Origin of the sequence: Paenibacillus taichungensis (genome assembly GCF_047302525.1) — a bacterium.
Taxonomy (GTDB): domain Bacteria; phylum Bacillota; class Bacilli; order Paenibacillales; family Paenibacillaceae; genus Paenibacillus; species Paenibacillus taichungensis_B.
Genome location: NZ_CP168020.1, coordinates 5,530,348 through 5,550,881 on the forward strand (window position 1 = coordinate 5,530,348; position 20,534 = coordinate 5,550,881).

Sequence of the window (20,534 nt, forward strand, 5' to 3'; positions counted from 1 at the left end):
CTCTCAGTAGAATGGATAATTAACCTTGAATTAGAACTGGTTTTATAAGCGCTATATCTCTATACTAGAGAAATAGTTTAAGCTATTTTCAGGAGGTAATCGTATGAAACCTTTACAAGTCTCGGCTGACACAGCCGTCAAATTAGCAGAATCTCTGGGTGTTCCTCTCGAACATCTGATGCATATGCCGCAGCATATTCTGATGCAGAAAATCGCCGAGTTGGCCAAAGAAGAAGCGGCTAAACCTGCCTCTACGGAAGGCGAGCAAGAATGATCCCCTTTGAGAACAGCTGGCCTTACGATATTGTAATGGGGGACATTTATGTACAGCAATGTCCGTACTGCCATGCAAACAATGTACTGCTGCCACTCAAACCGAAGGAGCTTGTACGCATTCGCGAAGGCAAAAAGAAATTACTGGTCTTTCCTTGTTGTAATGCCAGCATGACTGTGATCGACAACGATAGTGATTACCTGCTATCCAGTCGTCCTGTCCGCAATTAGAGAACAACTGTCACTTATCAAATGGGGCTGCGTTTCGCAGCCTCTTTGTCTGCTTCAATCATTTCATCTGGCAATTCCAGCTTGCCCGAAATCATCTGTTCCCGCAGCAATGCCCACTGCTCCCGCGAAGCACGAATCATGGCAGCATCGGTAATGCGCTTGTCATGAATGACCCTGCCGAACCATTTTACAGCCTCATGGAATCGACCTACCCTGCGGTTCAACTCTCCCAGCAGATACAACAGCTTGGCTTCATTCCCGCCAGTACCTTCCCGTTCATAAACCTTTACATAAGCCTCAAGGCTAAATTCAAGAAAACGGTTTTCCTGGGTATGATCCTCCATGTATCGATACAGCCAGGCAATATGATGCAGCAGACCGGCAACGACACGATCTTTCTCCTGAATAACCTGCGCACACAGCAATCCAAGCTTGTATGAATCCATCGCCTGTTCCAGTGTCCGTGCTCCGCTATAGTCTCGTTTCACCCAACGATTGCCGATCTGCTCTTTGAAAGCCTTGCGCTGTTTATCGTTCAATTGTTCCGTCGAATTCTCTGTCGAAGCGAATCCACACTTCGGACAGATTCGAACAACATAGAAATCTGGATTTTCCCGCTTGTAATACGCGCAAAAATCGGAATCCGTCCGATATGGCCGTTTTAAGCTTGGTCTTACGCGTGAGGTATCATACTCAGTCTCGCAATAATGACACTTCACCTTTACCTTATACAGAGGCTCTAATTCCACTCATTCCATCCCTCTCCCACAAGCTTGTAATCGGAACTAAGGTGTATTCACAAAATGATGTGCTGGCCCCGACAATCGCTGCAGGACAAAAGAATGCAAAGGCTCTTCCACACCGACCTGTGTCAACGCCTGATCCATACATGCAAGCCAGGCTTCTGCCCGTTCAACCGTCACTTCAAAGTGCATATGGCGGGCACGCATCATCGGATGACCAAAAGCCTCGGAAAACAATGCAGGACCACCGAAGAATTGAGACAAAAACATGTATTGCTTGTCGATTACCGGCTGAATATTCTCCGGAAAAAGAGATGCCAGCTTCTCATTCTGCTGAACAATCGGATAAAAAGCTTCGACCAGTGCGCGAACGCCTGCCTCTCCACCAAGATTGTCATAGATACTCAAACTAGGATTCATTCCGCTTTCCCCTCCTTTCAGGTGTCGAATTTTGACATATATTACACTCCCATGCTTAATTATGAAAGGAGATAGAAGAACAAGGCCACGAACGCCTTAATCTTCATTCTATCAAAAAAATCCCAAAAGTCCTATATAACATGAAAGGGTTATGGTCCCACATAGCCATGTCTCATACAGGTCTATCTCATACAGAAGACACAAAAAAAGCGCCAAACATGAGGTTTGGCGCACCAGATATTTCATTAATAACTTCGCCAGTCCTCTTCTTCAGAGCGCACAAGCGAGGCACGTATAACATAAACAAAAGCACAAACCAGGATTCCGGTGACAAGACTCATAATCATCACTCCATCCGATTTAATTCCACCTTCTAGGTAATTAGGTGACGTTCAGGCGTTTTTATCATTTTAGCATACATCTCTTAAAAACACAGCCACTTTTGCAAGCGCTTTCTAAACATTAATTTGTACTGTTTGTCCGCTTTGTCTCATATATTGATGGCAAAAGCACCAGCGATCTGCTGCACACTGACCATTCCAAAAATAAAGGAGAAGAATTCATGGCCGCTTCACAACGAATCACCCATGTCCTGATCCCATTAGCTCTCCTGATCCTGTGTGTATTGATGGTGCTGTTTCCTGCGGAAACCTGGCATGCAGGCGTACGTGGACTATCCATTTGGTGGGACGTGCTTTTCCCCTCCCTTTTTCCCTTTCTGGTACTATCCGAGCTGCTTCTTGGCTTCGGCATTGTTCATTTTTTGGGTACCCTCTTAAATCCATTGATGCGTCCGCTATTTCGCGTTCCCGGAAGCGGCGGCTTTGTGTTTGCTGTCAGTTGCGCTTCCGGTTATCCCACTGGAGCCAAATTGACTGCACAATTGTGGGAACAAAAATTAGTTACTCGGGAAGAAGGTGAACGCCTCGTTGCTTTCACCACATCATCCGATCCCATCTTCATGATTGGAGCCGTATCGGTCGGTTTTTTTCATAATGTAGCTATCGCTCCCGTACTGGTCACATCACATTATGGTGCTGCATTTCTTGTGGGCCTGCTCATGCGGTTCCATGGCGGAGTCTCCGTAAAGGATAAACAGTCGATCATCGACTCTCCCTCCGCATCTGAAGAGGTACACAGAAACAGACTGCTTCGAGCCATTTATGCAATGCACGAGGCAAGAAAGGCTGACGGACGGGCATTTGGTGAATTGCTGCGCCAGGCAGTCTCCTCATCCCTTCGCCTTATTATTATCGTAGGCGGGTTAGTTGTATTCTTCTCCGTTATGATGGAATTACTCGTTCAAACCGGATGGCTAGGTGGATTATATGCCATTACGGAACAACTGCTTCTATATACAGGATTCCCCCCTGCCTTATCCCACAGTCTCGTAGGTGGATTATTCGAAGTCACTTTGGGAGCCAAGGAAGCAGGAGGGGCAGGCATTTCCATTCCGCTCGTGTACAAAGCTGCTGCTGCTGCCTTCGTCCTCTCTTGGGGAGGATTATCCGTTCATGCCCAGATTATGAGTGTCCTGAGCAACACACCGATGAGGTACGGCCCCTTTCTGTTTGCCAGAGTAATCCACGCTCTCATTGCACCCATACTTGTACTTTTGTTATGGCTGCCGATGATGGGTGATTCGGAATGGCCTGTTTTGTTCCAAACGGGTGCCAAGCCAGAATTATTTTCGTATACACCAGACTGGGGACAGATCCTGTTTTCGGGAGTAGGTGTACTTGGAGGCGTATTACTTTTACTGCTCATGCTTTCTCTAGTAAGTCCCTTTTTCTTACCTCGACGTATGAAAAAATAAGCCATCCTGTGCGTTCATATTCAACTGAATATCAATCCAACATTGTGTTCTTCCCTGGAATTGATTATCATCGGTAGTATAATGACCACAAAGGAGCTTTCATCTTGAGATACTATGTTCAAGACCGCGGAGACCAGTTATCGATTGATCTCAGTCAGCAGTTTCATGCGCTGGCAAAAGAGGAAGGGTTTAAGCTGGATGCAGAATCGCCGGAGATTGTCATCTCCATCGGAGGCGATGGTACGATGCTGCAAGCATTTCACAATTTCATCGACCGCATCCCGGACATTGCTTTTGTTGGGGTTCATACAGGCCATCTCGGCTTTTATGCCGATTGGAAGAAGGAAGAATTACGGGAACTGGTTAGATTGATGAGCGGCAAAGGAGACCCGGAACGACTCAAACCCCGGATTGTGGAGTATCCGCTGCTGGAGCTTGAGATTCGTAAAAAGTCGGGCAATACCTCTTATATCGCACTGAACGAATTTACGTTAAAAGGTGTAGACGGTACGGTCGTTGCTCAGGTCGACATTAATGACGTGACGTTTGAGATGTTCCGGGGAGACGGTATCTGTGTATCGACACCTTCAGGCAGTACGGCATACAACAAGGCGCTTGGCGGCGCCATGGTGCATCCCACAATCGAGGCTATTCAGATCGCCGAGATTGCTTCAATCAATAACCGCGTCTATCGGACGCTGGGTTCACCGGTTATTTTGCCCAAGCACCATCACTGTGATATCTTCTCACGCAAGGATCAGCGGTTATTGCTTACCATTGACCACGTAAACGTTATGGTGGAAGATCTCATATCCGTACGCTGCCAGGTGGCCCGTCACAAGGTCAGCTTTGCCCGTTTCCGGCCCTATCCGTTTTGGAACAGGGTTCGCACAGCTTTTTTGGACTAAATACACGCAACAAAAAAAGCGGTCCTTCTCAGGAACCGCTTTTTGCTTTGGCTTGAGGCTGATCTTTGCTCTTCTGAAGCACAAAGTACGCACAGCCAAAATTGCAATATTCATTGATATAATCCACCATGCTGGAGATCGTGGAATCCTTCGTTGCTTTGGGATGGTTGTCCCGGTAAAAACCTTTCAACCGCAGCTGGCTGTAACCCCAGTCCCCAATAATGTAATCGTACCGCTCCAGCACTTCGCTGTAACGATCGCGGAAGACTTCAGGATTCCAGCCTTCTTTGTGGTTCTGCACGATTTCATAATTCTTTCCGCCGATTTGAACAATAACCGGTTCTTTGGGTTCGTCCTGGACAGGCTCCTGAACCGATTCCTGAATCTGTTCTGAACTTTTTTCTTCTTCCAAACCTGTCTCCTCCATCATGCGTGAGATGCCGCCTTTTCAGTATTTTTCGCAGCAGATTTCACTTGTTCATGGGCATGGTAGGAGCTGCGGACCATAGGTCCGGATTCGACGTGGCTGAATCCACGCTTCAGTCCTTCCTGCTTCAATGATGCGAACTCTTCTGGCGGATAATACTTCTCCACAAACAGATGTTTCTCTGATGGCTGCAAGTATTGACCAATCGTCATAATATCACAATCCACAGCGCGCAGATCATCCATTGTTTGCAAAATTTCCTGATATTCCTCACCTACACCAAGCATGATGCTCGATTTCGTTGGGATATTTGGCTGCATTTCCTTGGCACGAGCAAGCAGTTCGAGTGAACGCTTGTATTTCGCCTTGGCACGGACTTTGTCCGATAACCGCTCAACGGTCTCGATGTTATGATTCAAGATATCCGGTTTGGCATCCATCACAATCTGCAAGGAATCCCGGTCACCCAAAAAGTCCGGAATCAGCACTTCTACGCTACATAAAGGCAAACGACGACGAACGGCCTTGACCGTCTCCGCAAAGATCGTCGCTCCTCCATCCTTCAGGTCATCACGCGCCACGCTTGTAATTACGCAGTGTTGCAGATTCATCTGTTCTGCTGCTTCTGCCACACGTTCTGGTTCCTGCAAATCAAGTTCCGTTGGCAAGCCGGTATTCACCGCGCAAAAACGGCATGCCCGTGTGCAAATGTCGCCCAAAATCATAAAAGTAGCCGTCCGATTGGCCCAACATTCATAAATATTCGGGCACCGTGCTTCCTCACATACTGTATGCAGCGTTTTGGAACGCATCATCGTTTTCATTTCCTGATAGTTATCGCCGGTTGTCAATTTGATCCGAATCCAGTCCGGTTTCGGTTCTTTAACACGTTTAGCCAATGCATAAACCTTCTTTCTACTGAAGTTAGGCTGTTGCTCGGAACATATTATACCATGAAAGCGCTGGAAAAACCCCCATTTGTCACATCTTGTGCATTCATGTCTTACATGGATAAAATGAAGACTTTTGAAGAACGCTAGGTTATAGCTTGGTTCACCGGGCACCATATGCATCATCTCATTGGAAAGGGGGCTGCTTCCCTGTGCAAGATCGCTTTACATCGCGGTTAACTTATTCCTTTTGGATCAAAACATTGCTTGCAGGCACACTGCTTCTCCCATTCTTGCCTGTTGATGTTTACGGTGAACCCACCGCCGCTGATTCCAAACCTCAAGCTGTAGAGCAAAAACCAGCGGACATTTTCGCTTCACGCCGACATCTATATGAAAGCATTGGTCAGATGACCCAAATTCCCTGGTACAGGCTCGCAGCGATTGATCAATATGAACGAACCATCTCGCGTGCACATCCGAAAGATCGTAAACATCCGGAACGGCTGACCGGCATATTCATGACCTCCCCTGCCTGGAGAGGCTGGCTAAATCCGGATGAGACGGATCAACAACCGGGTTCCATTGTCTTTTTCAATGGGTATGGTCGTGACGGTTCTGGTGATGGTGTAGCAGATGCTAATAATGACCTGGACGTACTTTACAGCATGGCTTCCATTGTTCAGAATTATGGGAACAAGCCGGAGGACTTCAACATCGCTCTGTGGGAATATTATCATAACTCCCGGGCTGTGCAACGCATTCAGCAATTCGCGAAATTATATGAGCATTTTGACAGCCTCGATCTCTTTGGTCACGCCTTTCCCGTCCCTCTCGGAACCAACTATTCATATCGCAGCACCTGGGGAACTAAACGCAGTTGGGGCGGGTACCGTATTCATGAAGGCACAGATATTTTTGCACCGCATGGCCTGCCTGTGCGCAGTACCTGTTACGGTGTCGTGGAAATCAAAGGCTGGAATCCGTTTGGCGGCTGGCGTATCGGTATTCGTGATCTGAACAACCATTACCACTATTACGCTCATCTATCCGGCTTCGACAAAAACGCCCATATCGGCGAAGTGGTTACCCCTGGTCAGGTTTTGGGCTGGGTGGGCAGTTCAGGCTATGGAAAACCAGGTACACAAGGCAAGTTTCCTCCTCATCTCCACTATGGCATCTATCGTGACAGTGGTCTGAATGAATGGTCGTTCGACCCTTACCCGAATCTGAAGCATTGGGAGCAGGAAGAACGCAAACAGAAGAAGGCCAAAAGTAAATGAGTCAAAATGAAGTTGGAATAAAGGATAATAAGTATCTATTTAGTTTGAGATGATTTTTAATGCAAAGCGGGACCTCTATCATAGGGGCCCCGTTTTTTTATTCGATATTTGCCTTTGACTCATTAGTGGTTCACATCCACGTCAAGCTGCAATCCCTCATTGAGATCAGACAAATCCGGCTCAACCTCCAGTCCATTTCTGTTCAGACCGTTTGCTGGAGCCTGCTGCTGGTTGGGAGAGGTTGAATTAGGCGTTCCTCCATGACCACTCGAAACACCCGTCTGACCCGATGGCAGTGCAATCGCGGGTGCATTGCTGCCGTTGGTGCCTACCGGTTTGCCCTGATTATCGTAGTAGTACATCGGCACATCCCCGACCACCAACAGGTAAGATATCGGAATTTCCGTATCGACGGTCTCGGGTTCCATGTCAAAGGGCACCACTACCGCAACTTCGGCAATGATGTGAATGTACACTTCCACCAGAATCATGTTTATACCGGCATTCTGCTGACGGGTGTTCAGATCCACCTTGACGGCTCCCTGAGGCTCAATACGAACCGGTATACTTGGACCAAAGGATGCCAGTACCGGACTGCCCAACGCCTGCCCCAGCGGAATTTTTTCTTTTAACATATGCACGTTCTGCAAAGTGGATTGCACGATGTTCATCGTACTCGCGGTGATTCGCATATGCTCATCGTAATTCAGCATGAATCCGGACACTTTCCCAGCCGTATCGGTTTTCCAATCAATCAATCCTTCGGTGGATTTGCCTTCGGAAACCTGCGCTGTAATCGCCTTGTTGATCGCTTCCGTTGCAATCTGCTTTACTCTGATTTTAGCCAGATGCATGATGGGTGGTTTCATTTTCTTATCCACATAGGCAAAACCCTGCATCAAACAAAACGCTGTTACCAATAAAATAATCAACCACATTTTGCGCCTTCCACTTGGCGGCTTGCGGCGTCTTCGACTTCGCCATCGTCTTCTCATCATCGGGCGTCCCTCCCCTGCGGGATGAGCTATAGGCTATATACTATCCTTATGCACTGTTGTCCCGAAAAAGAAGGACAGCACCTGCTCGTACGTGGATATCATCACTTACAACAAAAAAAGCCTTCCGCCAGCAGATTTTGTCTGCAAGACGGAAGGCTTTTTAATGGAATATGGCTCTGAGGAATCAGATCCCTGTCCACATTTTATTATTTCGGAACGGACTCCCAATCTTTCAAGAAACGCTCAATGCCGCTGTCTGTCAGCGGGTGTTTCCACAATGTTGGCAGGAGCGAACCCGGAATGGTCGCGATATGCGCACCAGAAAGAGCTGCATCCTCGACATGTTTGATATTACGGATGCTTGCTGCAATAATTTCGGAAGGCAAATCATACGTATCCAGAATGAGACGCAGATCGCGAATCAGCTTCATGCCATCCACCGCAATATCATCCAGACGGCCAACAAATGGACTGATGTATGTTGCTCCAGCTTTTGCCGCCATCAGACCCTGTGCTGCAGAGAAGATCAGCGTTACATTAGTTTTAATTCCTTTTTGGGTCAGTTCATGACAAGCATAGAGTCCATCTTCGGTCATCGGTAGTTTAATCACTACATTCGGTGCCCATTCTGCAATTTCATAAGCTTCCTTCAACATATCCTCGGCTTTAAGTCCGATCACTTCAGCACTGACCGGGCCTTTAACAACGCCACAGATCTCCTGAATCACTTCTTTAAATACGCGACCTTCTTTGGCAATCAAAGACGGGTTGGTCGTGACTCCATCCACCAGACCAAGACGTTCGATCCGTTTGATTTCTTCAACATTACCTGTATCTAAGAAAAATTTCATGATATGTTCCCTCCACTTGATGAATTTATAAACAACTATACTCATCATTACCCAATTATCCGTATATGTTAACAGTTATATATGAATTAATTTTTTTCTACAGCGTGACCGCCAAATTCATTACGCAATGCTGCAACAACTTTACCTGTGAACGTGTCTGTTTCCAGGGAGCGGTAACGCATCAACAGGGACAACGCGATAACTGGCGTAGCAGTTTGCAGGTCAAATGCTGTTTCAACCGTCCAACGTCCTTCACCGGAAGAATGCATAACCCCTTTGATTTCATCCAGGTTAGCGTCTTTGGAGAATGCACGCTCTGTCAATTCCATCAACCAAGAACGGATAACGGAACCATTGTTCCATACACGAGCAACTTGTTCGAAGTCGAAATCGAAGCCGCTTTTCTCCAATACGTCGAAGCCTTCACCGATGGAAGCCATCATACCATACTCGATACCGTTGTGAACCATTTTCAGGAAGTGACCGCTACCCGCTTTACCTGCATACAGGTAACCATTTTCAACGGAAGTATCCTTGAATGCAGGCTCAACTACAGCCCAAGCTTCAGGATCGCCACCGATCATGTAACATGCGCCATTACGTGCGCCTTCCATACCGCCGGATGTACCAGCATCCATATAGTGAATGCCTTTAGGTTTCATTTCTTCGTAACGACGGATGGACTCTTTGTAGTGCGAGTTACCCGCTTCAATGATAATGTCGCCTTTGGACAACAGTGGGCTTACTTCAGCCAATACAGCGTCAACCACGTTGTGAGGAACCATGATCCACAATACACGTGGGGATTCAAGAGAAGCGACCATTTCTGCATAAGAAGATACGCCTGCTGCGCCGTATTCTTTCATTTCATTTACAGCTTCAGCGTTAAGGTCAAAAGCAACCACTTCATGTTTGTGGTCAATCAGGTTTCTACCCAGGTTCAATCCCATTTTACCTAATCCAATAAGTCCAAGTTTCATTGCTAAGTTCCTCCTGTTATGAACATTTCTAATTTTATCTGCGTTTCACATTTAATTAATTGCATTTCGCAACAACCGTTCCGGTGACGGATCGTTCTTCCGATCGCTGTTGTATCCAAATTTTCTTGAATTATTTCTCTCATAGTTGAAATTTGGATACAAAGGCGAACGCTTCGCTTCTTCAGAATCGATTCCGTCTCCTTCACTACGGTGCGAACACAAAAATTAATTAAATTGAGCCGCTAATCTATATCAAAAATTTTCGCGGCCTTCCGGGATTACCGGAAGGGCTTATGCAAAATTGGAACGGTGTACTTCATAAAAATTTTGTAGAGCAGAACAGATTGTAGTGTTCTCTTCTCTGATGCTGCGTTCTCTTCTCTGATGCTGCTCTTACATTAGACTTACCACCAACGGTAGCCGTTCTCTGCAATCAGACGATCTGTTGACTTAGGTCCTTGCGAACCTGCGCTGTACGTATCAAGCGGCACACTGCCCTCCTGGAATGCTTCCAAGATCGGCTGTACCCATTGCCAAGCCAGTTCAACTTCGTTCCAGTGAGCAAAGAATGTAGAATCTCCACGCATCGCGTCAAAGATCAGGTTTTCATAAGCTTCCGGAATGTTGCGTTCACCTGAGTTGAAGCTCATATGCATCGGTTCCACTTCGCCTTGGTTAAGTGGGTTTTTCGCATTTAATTGAAGCGAGATGCTTTCTTTCGGACCAATTTCAATCGTCAGCAGGTTAGGCTCTGTTGTATTTTCGGATTCATGACCTGTTTTCAGTGGAGCCTTGAATTCAACAACAATTCTAGTCGATTTCTCAGCCAGGCGTTTGCCTGTACGAATGTAAAATGGAACTTCACTCCAGAATGGATCATCGATCCACAGTCTCGCGGCAACATATGTTTCATTCTGAGAACCAGCTGGAATGTCAGGCTCGTCCAGATATCCAACAACAGAAGTACCTTGCAGTTCGCCTGCTTCATATTGGGCACGAACGACTTCGGAAGCGATATTCTCTTTCGTCAATGGACGAAGAGCTTCAGCGATCTTCTGCTTTTTGAATTGAATTTCTTCTGGTGTGCAGCGTTTTGGCAAATGCAAACCAATCATCATCAGCAATTGAAGCATATGATTTTGGAACATGTCACGAAGGGCACCGCTTTGGTCATAATACGCGGCACGTTCTTCAACGCCAACCGTTTCACTTGCTGTAATCTGTACATTGGCAATGTAACGGTTTGACCACAAAGCCTGAATGACCGGATTCGCGTAAGTGAGGGTTTCAATATTTTGAACCATCGGTTTACCAAGGAAATGGTCAATACGGTAAATTTCTTCTTCTGCAAAGGTATTGCTCAATTTTTCGTTCAGATCACGAGCAGATTGCAGATCGTGTCCAAATGGTTTTTCGATGATGAGTTTCTTCCAGCCTTTGGTGTTACCCAAGCCGCTTTCTTGAATGTTCAGTGCGATTGGCTCAAAGAATTCCGGTGCAACCGACATGTAGAACATGCGATTTTCGGGAATATTGAGCTCTTGTTCACGTTTCTGAACCAGTTCCAGCAATTTGGTGTAATCTTCAAGCTTCGTATTATTTAAAGAACAATAACGGAAAGCTCCAATGAAGTCGCGAACCTGAGCTTCTTCTTCCGGTGTTTGACGGGAGAAGGTGTGCAGTGACTTTTCAACATTCGCCTGGAAGTCAGCATCCGACAATTCACGCCGTCCAAGACCGATAACGGAGAAGGATTTCGGCATTTTCGAATCAATGTACAAATTATATAATGCAGGGTAAATCTTACGTTTGGCTAAATCGCCTGTTGCCCCGAAGAGGACAAATGTCATTGCGTCCATTGGAGTGCCTCCTGTGATCTGTGCAGTATAGTATATGATGATGCAAAATGTTCAAATCCAAGCATGACAAAAGACGGAATTAGTGGGGGAGTTCCCCGCCTTACCTCCGCTTGTGTATCTGACCTGAATTAAACATGGAACATTCCTTCTCTCCACAACCTTAATCAAGGTTATAAATTGTAACCAATTGAATTGACGTTACCCATATTACACCTGTCGTCACAATTCGTCAACAATCGTGTCTAACCTGTGAACACCAGTGTTTATAGGGTTTTTATTTAATGTTAACGCTTTATGTGGTAACATTAAGAACAATTGGTATGTGACATTTTACACATAGGGCTTGTGGACACTCAGGTTACAATAAGTATACTAATGCTATAATAAGCATAACTAAATCAAAGGAGTACTATTATGAGCGATGATGAGAATGCCAAGCAAATATGCGAAAAGGTGGAACAGTCTTATCAGATCATTGGCCGGAAATGGGTAGCCCTCATTATTCATACATTGATGGAAGAACCCAAACGATTCAGTGAAATTCACGCTTATATCCCGGACCTGAGCAAACGGGTACTTAATGAACGGATGAAGGAACTGGAGGAAGAGGGACTTGTTGTGCGTCATGTGGTTACGGAACGCCCTGTTCGGACAGAATATATGTTGTCCCGCAAAGGCACAGAGCTGGGGCGCGCATTAAGCGCCGTAGAACGATGGGCCGATAAGTGGCTGTAGCACTACTTTTGAGGAAAGTATAGGAACCCATTCTATTTTAGAGGAGAAACTTCATTTTTAATTTAACTTCCGACACATTGAGAATTAAAAATAACACTTTAAATTTCACCACGATAATGTACTGACGCTACTTTTAATAACATCAGCAGTAACTCTCATGTGATTTAATGTCTGCTGCTGCGTTCAAAATGCTGCCGATACTGTAGCGGAGTGGTTCCCGCCGATTTGCGAAATAATTGAATAAAATAAGATCCATTGGGAAATCCCGCCCGCCTACCAACCTCCTCAACGGACAGAGTTGTCGTTTCCAGCAGAAGATAAGCCTGCTTGAGTCTTCGGGCTGTGACGTAGTCCGTAATACTGCTTCCTGTTTCTTGCTGAAAGATACGGGAAGCATATGACTTGGATAAGTGGATATCGTCCGCCATATGATCCAGTCTGATTTCGGCTATATAGTGCTCTTCAATCCAATGCATTATCTTCTCCGCATGTCTTAATTGACGTGATTCGACCAAGTGCGTTTGCCCCGCATGTTTCCCATCACTTTGTTGATACAAAACATTCAAAAGCTGAAGTAAAAACAGCACCGATTCCTCCCACTCTCCCCCAATCCGACTGCGTGACTGATGATAACTTTTATATACCCAATCCAGCTGATCCATAGATGAACTCAGATCAAAAACCTGCGGTTGATTGCGTCCTTTCCATAACCTCGAAAATAAAGCACGGCGATGCGGGAACGCTTCCAAATATCGTTCCATTACAATGTGCTCTACATAGAAAATATTCCTTTCATACGGAGTATCTGGATGAACCTCGGCATAAACGTGATGCAGCTGATATGGCTGAAAAAAGAAGAGCATGCCTTTACGAATGGGATAAGTATGATTATTTAAAACCACAATGCCTTGCCCTTCATGGACATAGAGGATTTCCCCGCATTGATGCCAATGATAATATCCTTTGAAGTCGTTCAGCGATTTAATTTGATAATCCCACACCAAAGTATTTCCTTCAAAGTCCACACGCTCAAACATTCTCGTTCCCCCTTCTTCACAATGACAACAGAGCAACATTTCTTCATATCCTAACACAACTTTTAAGATTTTTAAAAAGATATAATCTCCTTATAGGAAAGCGTTATCTTTACTTTCTAATTAAACCTAAGGAGGTTATCTCATGGCCAAGGCAGAACCCGCTGTAACTACGACATATTGGCAGGAAGTCATGCAGAAGCTGGAAAACAAATTCCCAGAGATGAAAAAAAACATTGGGGATAAATGCCCTCATTTTGCAGGCGATGATGGCAAGTATGATAACATCAACACCGATTGGTGGGTTTCAGGTTTCTGGCCGGGTATGCTGTGGATTATGTACGATATGACAGGAGAGGAAAGCTACCGGGATGCGGCATGGTCGTGGGATGAAACTTTGGAGCAATGGTTTATAAGACCAACAGGAGAGCTTCATCACGATGTTGGCTTCCAGTTTCTCTCTACTGCTGTAATTAAACATAAAATCACAGGTGATGAGGATGCTCTCAGACGTGGTCTGGAGGCAGCCAATTTCCTTGCAGGGCGCTATAATCCGGTAGGCAAATTCATTCGTGCATGGAATGAAGACAAATATGGCTGGGCCATCATTGATTGCATGCTGAATATCTCTTTGTTGTTCTGGGCTTCAGAAGTGACGGGAGATCCACGCTACAAACATATTGCCATTAGCCATGCCGAGACGACCATGCAGCATGGTGTTCGTGAAGACGGATCAACCAAACATATCCTTTCCTTTGACCCGGAGGATGGTCGTTATATTGAATGTTTTGGCGGACAGGGATATGCTCCTGAATCCTCATGGAGTCGTGGTACCTCATGGGGATTATATGGGTTTGCCAATACGTATCGTTATACCCAGGATGAACGTTTCCTGAACACAGCGAAACGAATCGCCCATTACTTTATTGCTGCGCTGCCAGAGGATCATGTACCTTACTGGGATTTCAGACTTCCGACTTTGGAGGGTCAGTCCCGAGATAGCTCTGCAGCAGCAATCGCCGCATCCGGCCTGCTGGAGCTGGCCGCCGCCGTTCCGGAAAGTGAAAAACGCCTCTATGCCGATGCAGCCGAACGAATCCTGCGTTCCTTAACAGAGAACTATGCGGTCTGGGATCAGCCAGAGCATGAATCGATTTTGCTGCATGCCACAGGCAGTGGCAATTCCTTCATCGATGTCTCCCTGATCTATGGAGATTATTATTATCTGGAGGCCATCGCGAAATTAAATGGATGGAAACATCGGGTGTATTGATTTTGTTTTGTAAATATGATTCCAATAAAAAGAAGCCAGACCTCACAATATCTGTGGGACTGGCCTCTTTTTTTGTTATATAACTAAGACTCCAACTTTCTCCCTAACGTAATATCCACATCCTCGAAGTTCTCTACCTCTGTCTTTTTCTCATAAAAATGCACCGCATTTTGCATAATCCCTTCCCTTGTATAGAAAGCATCCTCCGCCTCTAGTGGAAAAGTAACCTTCTCCCCCGTACTGGCCGATTTATAAATACCTACAATGAGTTCCAGTGTATTCCGTCCACTCTTCCCATCCACCAGAAGGGGTGATCCTGTCTCAATGGCGTTTAGCACATTCTCCACTTGCCCTGCGTGACGCACATGAATAACATCCGGTAAGTCGTCAATAAGTTTCTGAATCTGTTGTTCCAGATCTGGATTGGGTTCTGGGAATCCATTAGTTCGTGCCGTAGAAGCAACGACCTTCCAAGGCGCAGATACCCTGGCCCCTTTACCTTGAAAAATCAACTGCTGCTCCTCTCCGTGGTGTACCACGGAACTGGTGATCATACCAAGTGCTCCTTCTTGAAAACGAAGCATTGCCATGGAAATATCCTCCACTTCGGCATTATCATGCGCCGTATTCGCCATCATGGCCTGCAATTCCATCGGAGGACCCATCATCCAAAGCATCGCATCAATATGATGTACCGCATGATTAAGAGTACAGCCTCCGCCTTCCTTTTCCCATGTACCACGCCACCACAGATCATAATAATTATAGCCCCGCCACCAAAACGAATCGACCTGAACGTGGACAATGGGACCCATAAGTTTGCTATCCAGCACATCTTTCAATTTCATCATCGGTGTCGTAAAACGATTCTGCGCCACAACCGAAAGCAACTTACCACTCTCTTGCGCCGCTTCCAGCATCATATCCGCCTCTTGTAAAGAAGAAGCCATCGGTTTTTCGACCAACACATGTGTTCCTGCATGCAGAAAATCACATGTGATCGGTGCATGTGTATACGGAGGGGTACAGACGGAAACCAAATCAATGTTTTGATCCAGCAATTCATGATAATCGGTAACAGCTTGCGCACCTTTCAATCCATAATCGTTAATTCGCTTTTCTGCTTTTTCCGTATACATATCCACCACAGCTACGATCTGGCATCGTTCTGGAAATGCCAAATACGCTGTAATGTGCGCTGCACTGATCGCGCCTGCTCCAATAATGGCTACTTTCAACATGAATGCATACCTCCCTTATTCCCTTCACAATACACAATAATAAAGCGCTTTTATGCGTTCATCTTGTGATAAAATGAAACTATATTGCGCTCTTGAAGGGGAGGCAGTCTTAATGCCCATCATCACTGAGGATCAATTTAATCTGGCATGCCGTCGCACCTCCACCACTGCGTTCCGAGAGGTTTTTCACGCTCATTCACAGATGGAAATCACGTATATCCATGATGGATATGGACAGTTGATAACAGAGGGACAGGCATTCCCCCTTGAACCGGGTACACTGATGATATTCCGGCCTTTTCAGCTGCATCAGGTCCAGATTCAAGTCACGAAAGAACATCCCTTTATTCGCAGCGTACTGATGTATGAGCAGCACCTGCTGAACCCGCACTCTCGGCAATTTGCCGTATCAAATCGTTTTACAATGGACCTTCTCGGGCAAACATCTCCGCTTCAACCGATCCGTATATCCGCTGCGTCCCCGCTGGTTCAGATGATTGAGCAATTTGCCGATATTCTACCTACGTTACTTCCACATGAAGCGGAAGAGGATACACGACTCTTTTTACTTGGACTGCTCGCACAACTTCGCTACCTTTGGAAAGACAAACAATATCCTAGCTCTAATACGCTCCCAACGGGTTCTTCCGTTCTGCATCCTCATGCTGAGGCTGTCATGCAATGGATTGAAGAGCACTACAATGAACCGTTTCGTCTGGAGGATATCGCAGATACACTGCATCTCTCGCCTTATCATTTGTCCCATATATTTAAAAAAGCTACCGGCACCACCATCGTTGCTTACGCCCAAGCTACACGTATTCGTCATGCTTGTGTGTTACTCACAAGTACCACACATACTGTTCCGGAAATAGGCCACCGTGTAGGCATGTCCAGCCCATCTTATTTTTGCAAAGTCTTCCGCAACGCAACAGGCACCACGCCGCATCAGTATCGGCTGAATGTACAGGGCAGATAAGAAGGTCATCCAACGAAACGAAAAGGAGCAAAAGGTGTAACATCCTTTCGCTCCTCAGCTCCTGAACACTACCCAAGTTACTCACCCGGCTTGCGTACATCCAGTCCCAACTTCTCCAAGAAGGGAAAAATCTGCTCGCGTACCTGTTTCAGTTCTTCCTTCTGCTCCGCAGACAATCGTTCTTCATGGATGTTCCCATCCTGATCCATCACCATGGCTTCATACTGCTTCATCTGTGCATACAACGATTTGAACTCGGTAAACTGCTCCTTGGAAAACTTCGTCTCTGCCATTGCTAGATGTTCCTTCCAAAATTGTTCCTGGTCCTTAGGTTCTTTTGGAGAGTCTACACTTGCTGCTTCCAGCTTTTTGAAAAATGGTTCCAGTTCTGCAGTAAGACGATTAAACTCCGTCTGTTCTGTGTCACTCCATTGCTCGGGGTGCATCTCTCCCTGTTGATTCGCATACTTCAAAGCCATTTGCCCCATTTGCTTCATCAGACCCATAAATTGAATAAATTCCTCTTCACTTAAATGTGCTTTGGCTGTCTGCAGCTTCGCTTCCAGTCTCATGTAATCCTCCGATGTTCCACCCACCTCTGATATATTTTCCTGTGAACCATACATTTCGTTAGCCAAATAGGTATAACCTGCATAAGCTCCAGTAGGAATGATGAGCACAGCAGCCAGCAGCACAGTAACCAGCCATTTTTTCCGATGTCTTTTGAAACGTGATTCACTTCGAATAGCATTCATGATTTTATGTTTTGTTCTCTCAGGAATTGTCCAGTCTTTGGTCTCTTCCTGGTAGGCTGTTCGCAGCTGTTCATCGAGATTCATGTAAATCCTCCACCTTTCCCCGAATGCCTAGGTCCAACTTCTGATTCTGCCTCAGCTTGGTTAATGCCGCATGAATACGCGATTTCACCGTTCCTAGCGGAATGTCCAATATGCATGAAATCTCCTCTTGCGTGTACTCGTTCAAATAGTGAAGAGTTACCACCTGCTGCAGCTTGTATGGCAATCGGTGCACCTGCTCAAGCAGAGGGCGATTTGCCAGTTTGTTGATTGAATCACCGGAAAAATCATACTCCAGCCCAGTATCAGACTTCTCCATCCGCTTGTTAAAACGAAATTGTGTCAACTGTCTGCGCCGGTAACTTCGGACCTGCCGCATCGTCACACCCATTAACCATGGACGAAACGCTCTCTCCGAATCGTAACGCTCTAATGACCTGTATGCCTGAATATAGATTTCCTGTACCAGATCTTCCGCGTCAGATGGGTCACGAATCAGAAAACGAACAGTACGATATACATCCATCACCGTTAGCTCATATAACTCCCCGTATGCTTCGTAATCGCCAGCCCGGGTTAATTCCACAAGTTTTATGTACCTTTCTGCCTCACTCATTATCCATCCCCTTCCTCCTTACACTATATATTGGCATACCATCTCCATATCGTTCGATTTATTTATTTCAAATTTCTCCGACCATACAAAAAAAGCTCATTCCTCACTCATCGTTCGAGTTGGAATAAGCTTATATTTCTTACTTCATATGAACATAAAGTATATTATTTATGGGTTAAACCATCCGCTGTCTCATCGCCTCGAACAACAAGATCGTCGCCGCCATCGCAGCATTAAGTGACTCTGCCTGTCCCTGCATTGGAATCGTAATCGCATCGTCCACCAGTTGTGCAGTAGACTCCGATATGCCCTTGCCCTCATTACCAATCACAAGCCACACCGATTGTTTAAAATCATAACTATAACAAGAATACTCTGCCTGTAAAGACGTACTAACCAACTTTACGCCCGCAGCCTTCGCTTCAGGCAGCAACGTTTCCAACTGACCTTCTACGATTGGCAAATGAAACAATGACCCCATCGTCGAACGGATCGTTTTCGGATTATAGACATCGGCACAACCAGCACCTAGCACAACACCTGCCGCTCCCGCTGCATCCGCACTGCGAATGATCGTCCCCACATTACCGGGGTCCTGAACATTGTCCAATACCACGACCAGCCCCTTGGAGGAAGACAACAAGCTTTGCAGCAGCTCACGACCTTTATGTACAACGGCAAAAACAGGTTGGGGTGTCATCGTATCCGTGCACTTGGCGATAACCGCAGGGGATACACTGATCCATTCCACACGCTGAAGTGGAGCTTCCAGTCCAGTCAGTTCCTTGGGTACACCCTGCTCCCCATCGTAAACGATGCATTCCAGATCTGCCCCGGCACGCAGCGCTTCCTGTACGAGATGAATGCCTTCAATAATATATTTATGTTGACGGGTACGGTGCTTTTTCTCCAGCAGCTGTGCCCATTCCTTCACACGTGTATTTTGCGGTGATACAATATCCATCTTTCCATCCTTCCCGTCTGCGGGATTTTTTATCAACAAGTTACATGACGAATTGAAATTTTCCGACCAAAGAATGTTCCATTATCCAATCATCATACTTATCACTTTGGATACGCAAGCTCCATTTTCGTCAAATGGTCCTTGTGACCAACGATGATCAGCACATCCCCGTCTGCAATCCGATCCTCGGCATACGGAGAGATATTCATCGAATTCCCACTGCGGATCGCCATCACGTTGCAACCGAAACGTGCACGAATATTTAGCTCCAGCAGATTTTTACCGATCATTTGCTCAGACGCTCTCATCTCCAAAATGCTGTAGTCCTCAGATAACTCGATGTAATCGAGAATGTTTGGAGATGTTAGATGATGGGCTACACGTAGTCCCATATCCCGCTCAGGATAAATAACCTTGTCTGCTCCGATCTTCTGTAATACTTTACCATGAAGTTCATTTTGTGCTTTTACAATCAGAACAGGTACACCCATATCCTTCAGAATAAGGGTTGTAAGAATACTCGACTGAATATCTTCACCAATCGCCACAACAACGACATCAAAATTCCGTATGCCCAGCGCACGCAGCGCTTCTTCATCTGTCGAATCTGCCGATACGGCATGAGTCACCACATTGGACATTTCCTGGGTCCGCTGCTCGTCCGCATCAATTGCCAGTACGTCGAATCCCATGCCGCTCAGTGCATTGGCTACACTTGATCCGAACCGTCCCATGCCAATGACGGCATATTGTTTTTTTGCCATTAGGGTCTAACCTCCCGCTGCACTTCAGCATTACGCATCTATTGGTAGTCCATTTTTCAATTAAAGGGTGAATGTTTACTTAAATATCCTTCGTAGTATACCACAAAGCCCAATAAACTTGAATGCGCTCACGCTTCCCAGGGAACAGTATTAGAGCAGCCGAATATACGAGGAGGGACTTGCGATGCCAATTACATTAAGCCTGCGTGAAGCGATTGTTCATAAGGTTCATGACAAAAGTGATGATCAGCTCCGGGAGATGATCGAAGGTTCTGTAGATGGACCGGAAGCAGCATTACCCGGACTTGGTGCCATTTTCGAAATGATCTGGAAGAACACGGAAACAGCCAAGCAGGAAGAATTAATTCAAATCGCGCAGGAGCATCTGCACACCATTCCCGTTCAACCCATCAGATAACTGAAGCCTTGGAGGGAAAGGTACCATCATCACG

General features: G+C 46.0%; 23 protein-coding genes. 9 read left to right on the forward strand and 14 right to left on the reverse strand.

Annotation, left to right across the window (positions count from 1 at the left end; genetic code table 11):
• Positions 1 to 103 precede the first annotated feature (103 nt).
• Entirely contained in the window at positions 104 to 274 is a 171-nt protein-coding gene (locus ACDJ58_RS24950; protein WP_064506463.1) for a YycC family protein, read from the forward strand.
• Positions 271 to 504: a hypothetical protein gene (locus tag ACDJ58_RS24955; protein ID WP_063566143.1), complete on the forward strand. Its 234-nt coding sequence runs from the start codon at positions 271 to 273 to the stop codon at positions 502 to 504. Before ACDJ58_RS24950 ends, ACDJ58_RS24955 begins: the two co-directional genes overlap by 4 nt.
• A gap of 17 nt (positions 505 to 521) precedes the next feature.
• Here ACDJ58_RS24955 and ACDJ58_RS24960 read toward each other — a convergent pair whose 3' ends face one another.
• On the reverse strand, positions 522 to 1,253 hold the full coding sequence (locus tag ACDJ58_RS24960) for a DUF2225 domain-containing protein (RefSeq protein ID WP_413373521.1): 732 nt from the start codon (positions 1,251 to 1,253) through the stop codon (positions 522 to 524).
• Positions 1,254 to 1,289: 36 nt separating this feature from the next.
• Entirely contained in the window at positions 1,290 to 1,667 is a 378-nt protein-coding gene (locus ACDJ58_RS24965) for a globin (protein ID WP_413373523.1), read from the reverse strand.
• Between the two features lie 562 nt (positions 1,668 to 2,229).
• Between ACDJ58_RS24965 and ylbJ the strand changes: the two genes are divergently transcribed.
• Positions 2,230 to 3,483 carry a sporulation integral membrane protein YlbJ gene (ylbJ, locus tag ACDJ58_RS24970; protein WP_413373525.1) on the forward strand — a complete coding sequence of 418 codons (1,254 nt, stop codon included), beginning with the start codon at positions 2,230 to 2,232 and terminating at the stop codon, positions 3,481 to 3,483.
• Positions 3,484 to 3,587: 104 nt separating this feature from the next.
• Entirely contained in the window at positions 3,588 to 4,391 is an 804-nt protein-coding gene (locus ACDJ58_RS24975) for an NAD kinase (RefSeq protein WP_024634403.1), read from the forward strand.
• Between the two features lie 28 nt (positions 4,392 to 4,419).
• On the opposite strand, the gene ACDJ58_RS24980 is transcribed toward ACDJ58_RS24975, so the two are convergent.
• Together ACDJ58_RS24980 and lipA are read right to left on the reverse strand one after the other, a co-directional pair.
• The gene (locus ACDJ58_RS24980; RefSeq protein ID WP_413373527.1) at positions 4,420 to 4,821 is read right to left on the reverse strand and encodes a YutD family protein; all 402 of its coding nucleotides are present in this window, start codon (positions 4,819 to 4,821) and stop codon (positions 4,420 to 4,422) included.
• Positions 4,818 to 5,717 carry a lipoyl synthase gene (gene lipA / locus ACDJ58_RS24985; protein ID WP_413373529.1) on the reverse strand — a complete coding sequence of 300 codons (900 nt, stop codon included), beginning with the start codon at positions 5,715 to 5,717 and terminating at the stop codon, positions 4,818 to 4,820. Before lipA ends, ACDJ58_RS24980 begins: the two co-directional genes overlap by 4 nt.
• Positions 5,718 to 5,920: 203 nt before the next feature.
• Here lipA and ACDJ58_RS24990 point away from each other — a divergent pair, with 203 nt between their 5' ends.
• Positions 5,921 to 6,991: a M23 family metallopeptidase gene (locus ACDJ58_RS24990; RefSeq protein ID WP_413373531.1), complete on the forward strand. Its 1,071-nt coding sequence runs from the start codon at positions 5,921 to 5,923 to the stop codon at positions 6,989 to 6,991.
• Between the two features lie 122 nt (positions 6,992 to 7,113).
• Here ACDJ58_RS24990 and yunB read toward each other — a convergent pair whose 3' ends face one another.
• The 4 genes from yunB to zwf form a co-directional block, all read right to left on the reverse strand.
• Positions 7,114 to 7,989 carry a sporulation protein YunB gene (gene yunB, locus ACDJ58_RS24995; protein WP_413373533.1) on the reverse strand — a complete coding sequence of 292 codons (876 nt, stop codon included), beginning with the start codon at positions 7,987 to 7,989 and terminating at the stop codon, positions 7,114 to 7,116.
• Between the two features lie 206 nt (positions 7,990 to 8,195).
• Positions 8,196 to 8,840 (reverse strand): fructose-6-phosphate aldolase, encoded by a 645-nt coding sequence (gene fsa, locus ACDJ58_RS25000; protein WP_024632668.1) that lies wholly within the window; start codon positions 8,838 to 8,840, stop codon positions 8,196 to 8,198.
• Positions 8,841 to 8,926: 86 nt separating this feature from the next.
• On the reverse strand, positions 8,927 to 9,820 hold the full coding sequence (gene gnd / locus ACDJ58_RS25005) for a phosphogluconate dehydrogenase (NAD(+)-dependent, decarboxylating) (RefSeq protein WP_063566149.1): 894 nt from the start codon (positions 9,818 to 9,820) through the stop codon (positions 8,927 to 8,929).
• 404 nt (positions 9,821 to 10,224) lie between these two features.
• A complete protein-coding gene (gene zwf, locus ACDJ58_RS25010) occupies positions 10,225 to 11,679 on the reverse strand; it encodes a glucose-6-phosphate dehydrogenase (RefSeq protein WP_413373535.1) in 1,455 nt (484 codons plus the stop codon).
• A 414-nt stretch (positions 11,680 to 12,093) separates the two neighbouring features.
• Between zwf and ACDJ58_RS25015 the strand changes: the two genes are divergently transcribed.
• A complete protein-coding gene (locus tag ACDJ58_RS25015) occupies positions 12,094 to 12,414 on the forward strand; it encodes a winged helix-turn-helix transcriptional regulator (RefSeq protein WP_024632671.1) in 321 nt (106 codons plus the stop codon).
• Between the two features lie 164 nt (positions 12,415 to 12,578).
• Here the strand turns inward: ACDJ58_RS25015 and ACDJ58_RS25020 are convergent, their stop codons facing one another.
• A complete protein-coding gene (locus tag ACDJ58_RS25020) occupies positions 12,579 to 13,451 on the reverse strand; it encodes a helix-turn-helix domain-containing protein (protein ID WP_413373538.1) in 873 nt (290 codons plus the stop codon).
• 142 nt (positions 13,452 to 13,593) lie between these two features.
• Here ACDJ58_RS25020 and ACDJ58_RS25025 point away from each other — a divergent pair, with 142 nt between their 5' ends.
• Positions 13,594 to 14,721 (forward strand): glycoside hydrolase family 88 protein, encoded by a 1,128-nt coding sequence (locus ACDJ58_RS25025; RefSeq protein ID WP_413373539.1) that lies wholly within the window; start codon positions 13,594 to 13,596, stop codon positions 14,719 to 14,721.
• Between the two features lie 83 nt (positions 14,722 to 14,804).
• Here the strand turns inward: ACDJ58_RS25025 and ACDJ58_RS25030 are convergent, their stop codons facing one another.
• Positions 14,805 to 15,962, reverse strand: coding sequence for a Gfo/Idh/MocA family protein (locus ACDJ58_RS25030; RefSeq protein WP_413373541.1), 1,158 nt, complete (start codon positions 15,960 to 15,962; stop codon positions 14,805 to 14,807).
• A 112-nt stretch (positions 15,963 to 16,074) separates the two neighbouring features.
• Here ACDJ58_RS25030 and ACDJ58_RS25035 point away from each other — a divergent pair, with 112 nt between their 5' ends.
• Positions 16,075 to 16,941, forward strand: a complete 867-nt coding sequence (locus tag ACDJ58_RS25035) for an AraC family transcriptional regulator (protein ID WP_413373542.1) — start codon at positions 16,075 to 16,077, stop codon at positions 16,939 to 16,941.
• A 77-nt stretch (positions 16,942 to 17,018) separates the two neighbouring features.
• Here the strand turns inward: ACDJ58_RS25035 and ACDJ58_RS25040 are convergent, their stop codons facing one another.
• The 4 genes from ACDJ58_RS25040 to ACDJ58_RS25055 form a co-directional block, all read right to left on the reverse strand.
• A complete protein-coding gene (locus tag ACDJ58_RS25040) occupies positions 17,019 to 17,780 on the reverse strand; it encodes a DUF3600 domain-containing protein (protein WP_413373544.1) in 762 nt (253 codons plus the stop codon).
• Complete coding sequence (locus ACDJ58_RS25045; RefSeq protein ID WP_413373546.1) at positions 17,767 to 18,354, reverse strand: sigma-70 family RNA polymerase sigma factor; 588 nt, start codon at positions 18,352 to 18,354, stop codon at positions 17,767 to 17,769. The genes ACDJ58_RS25040 and ACDJ58_RS25045 overlap by 14 nt, the downstream gene beginning before the upstream one ends.
• A gap of 175 nt (positions 18,355 to 18,529) precedes the next feature.
• Complete coding sequence (locus ACDJ58_RS25050; protein ID WP_413373548.1) at positions 18,530 to 19,318, reverse strand: TrmH family RNA methyltransferase; 789 nt, start codon at positions 19,316 to 19,318, stop codon at positions 18,530 to 18,532.
• A gap of 101 nt (positions 19,319 to 19,419) precedes the next feature.
• Positions 19,420 to 20,082, reverse strand: coding sequence for a potassium channel family protein (locus ACDJ58_RS25055; RefSeq protein WP_064635682.1), 663 nt, complete (start codon positions 20,080 to 20,082; stop codon positions 19,420 to 19,422).
• Positions 20,083 to 20,266: 184 nt separating this feature from the next.
• Here ACDJ58_RS25055 and sspI point away from each other — a divergent pair, with 184 nt between their 5' ends.
• Positions 20,267 to 20,500: a small acid-soluble spore protein SspI gene (gene sspI / locus ACDJ58_RS25060; RefSeq protein WP_413373550.1), complete on the forward strand. Its 234-nt coding sequence runs from the start codon at positions 20,267 to 20,269 to the stop codon at positions 20,498 to 20,500.
• Positions 20,501 to 20,534: the final 34 nt, after the last annotated feature.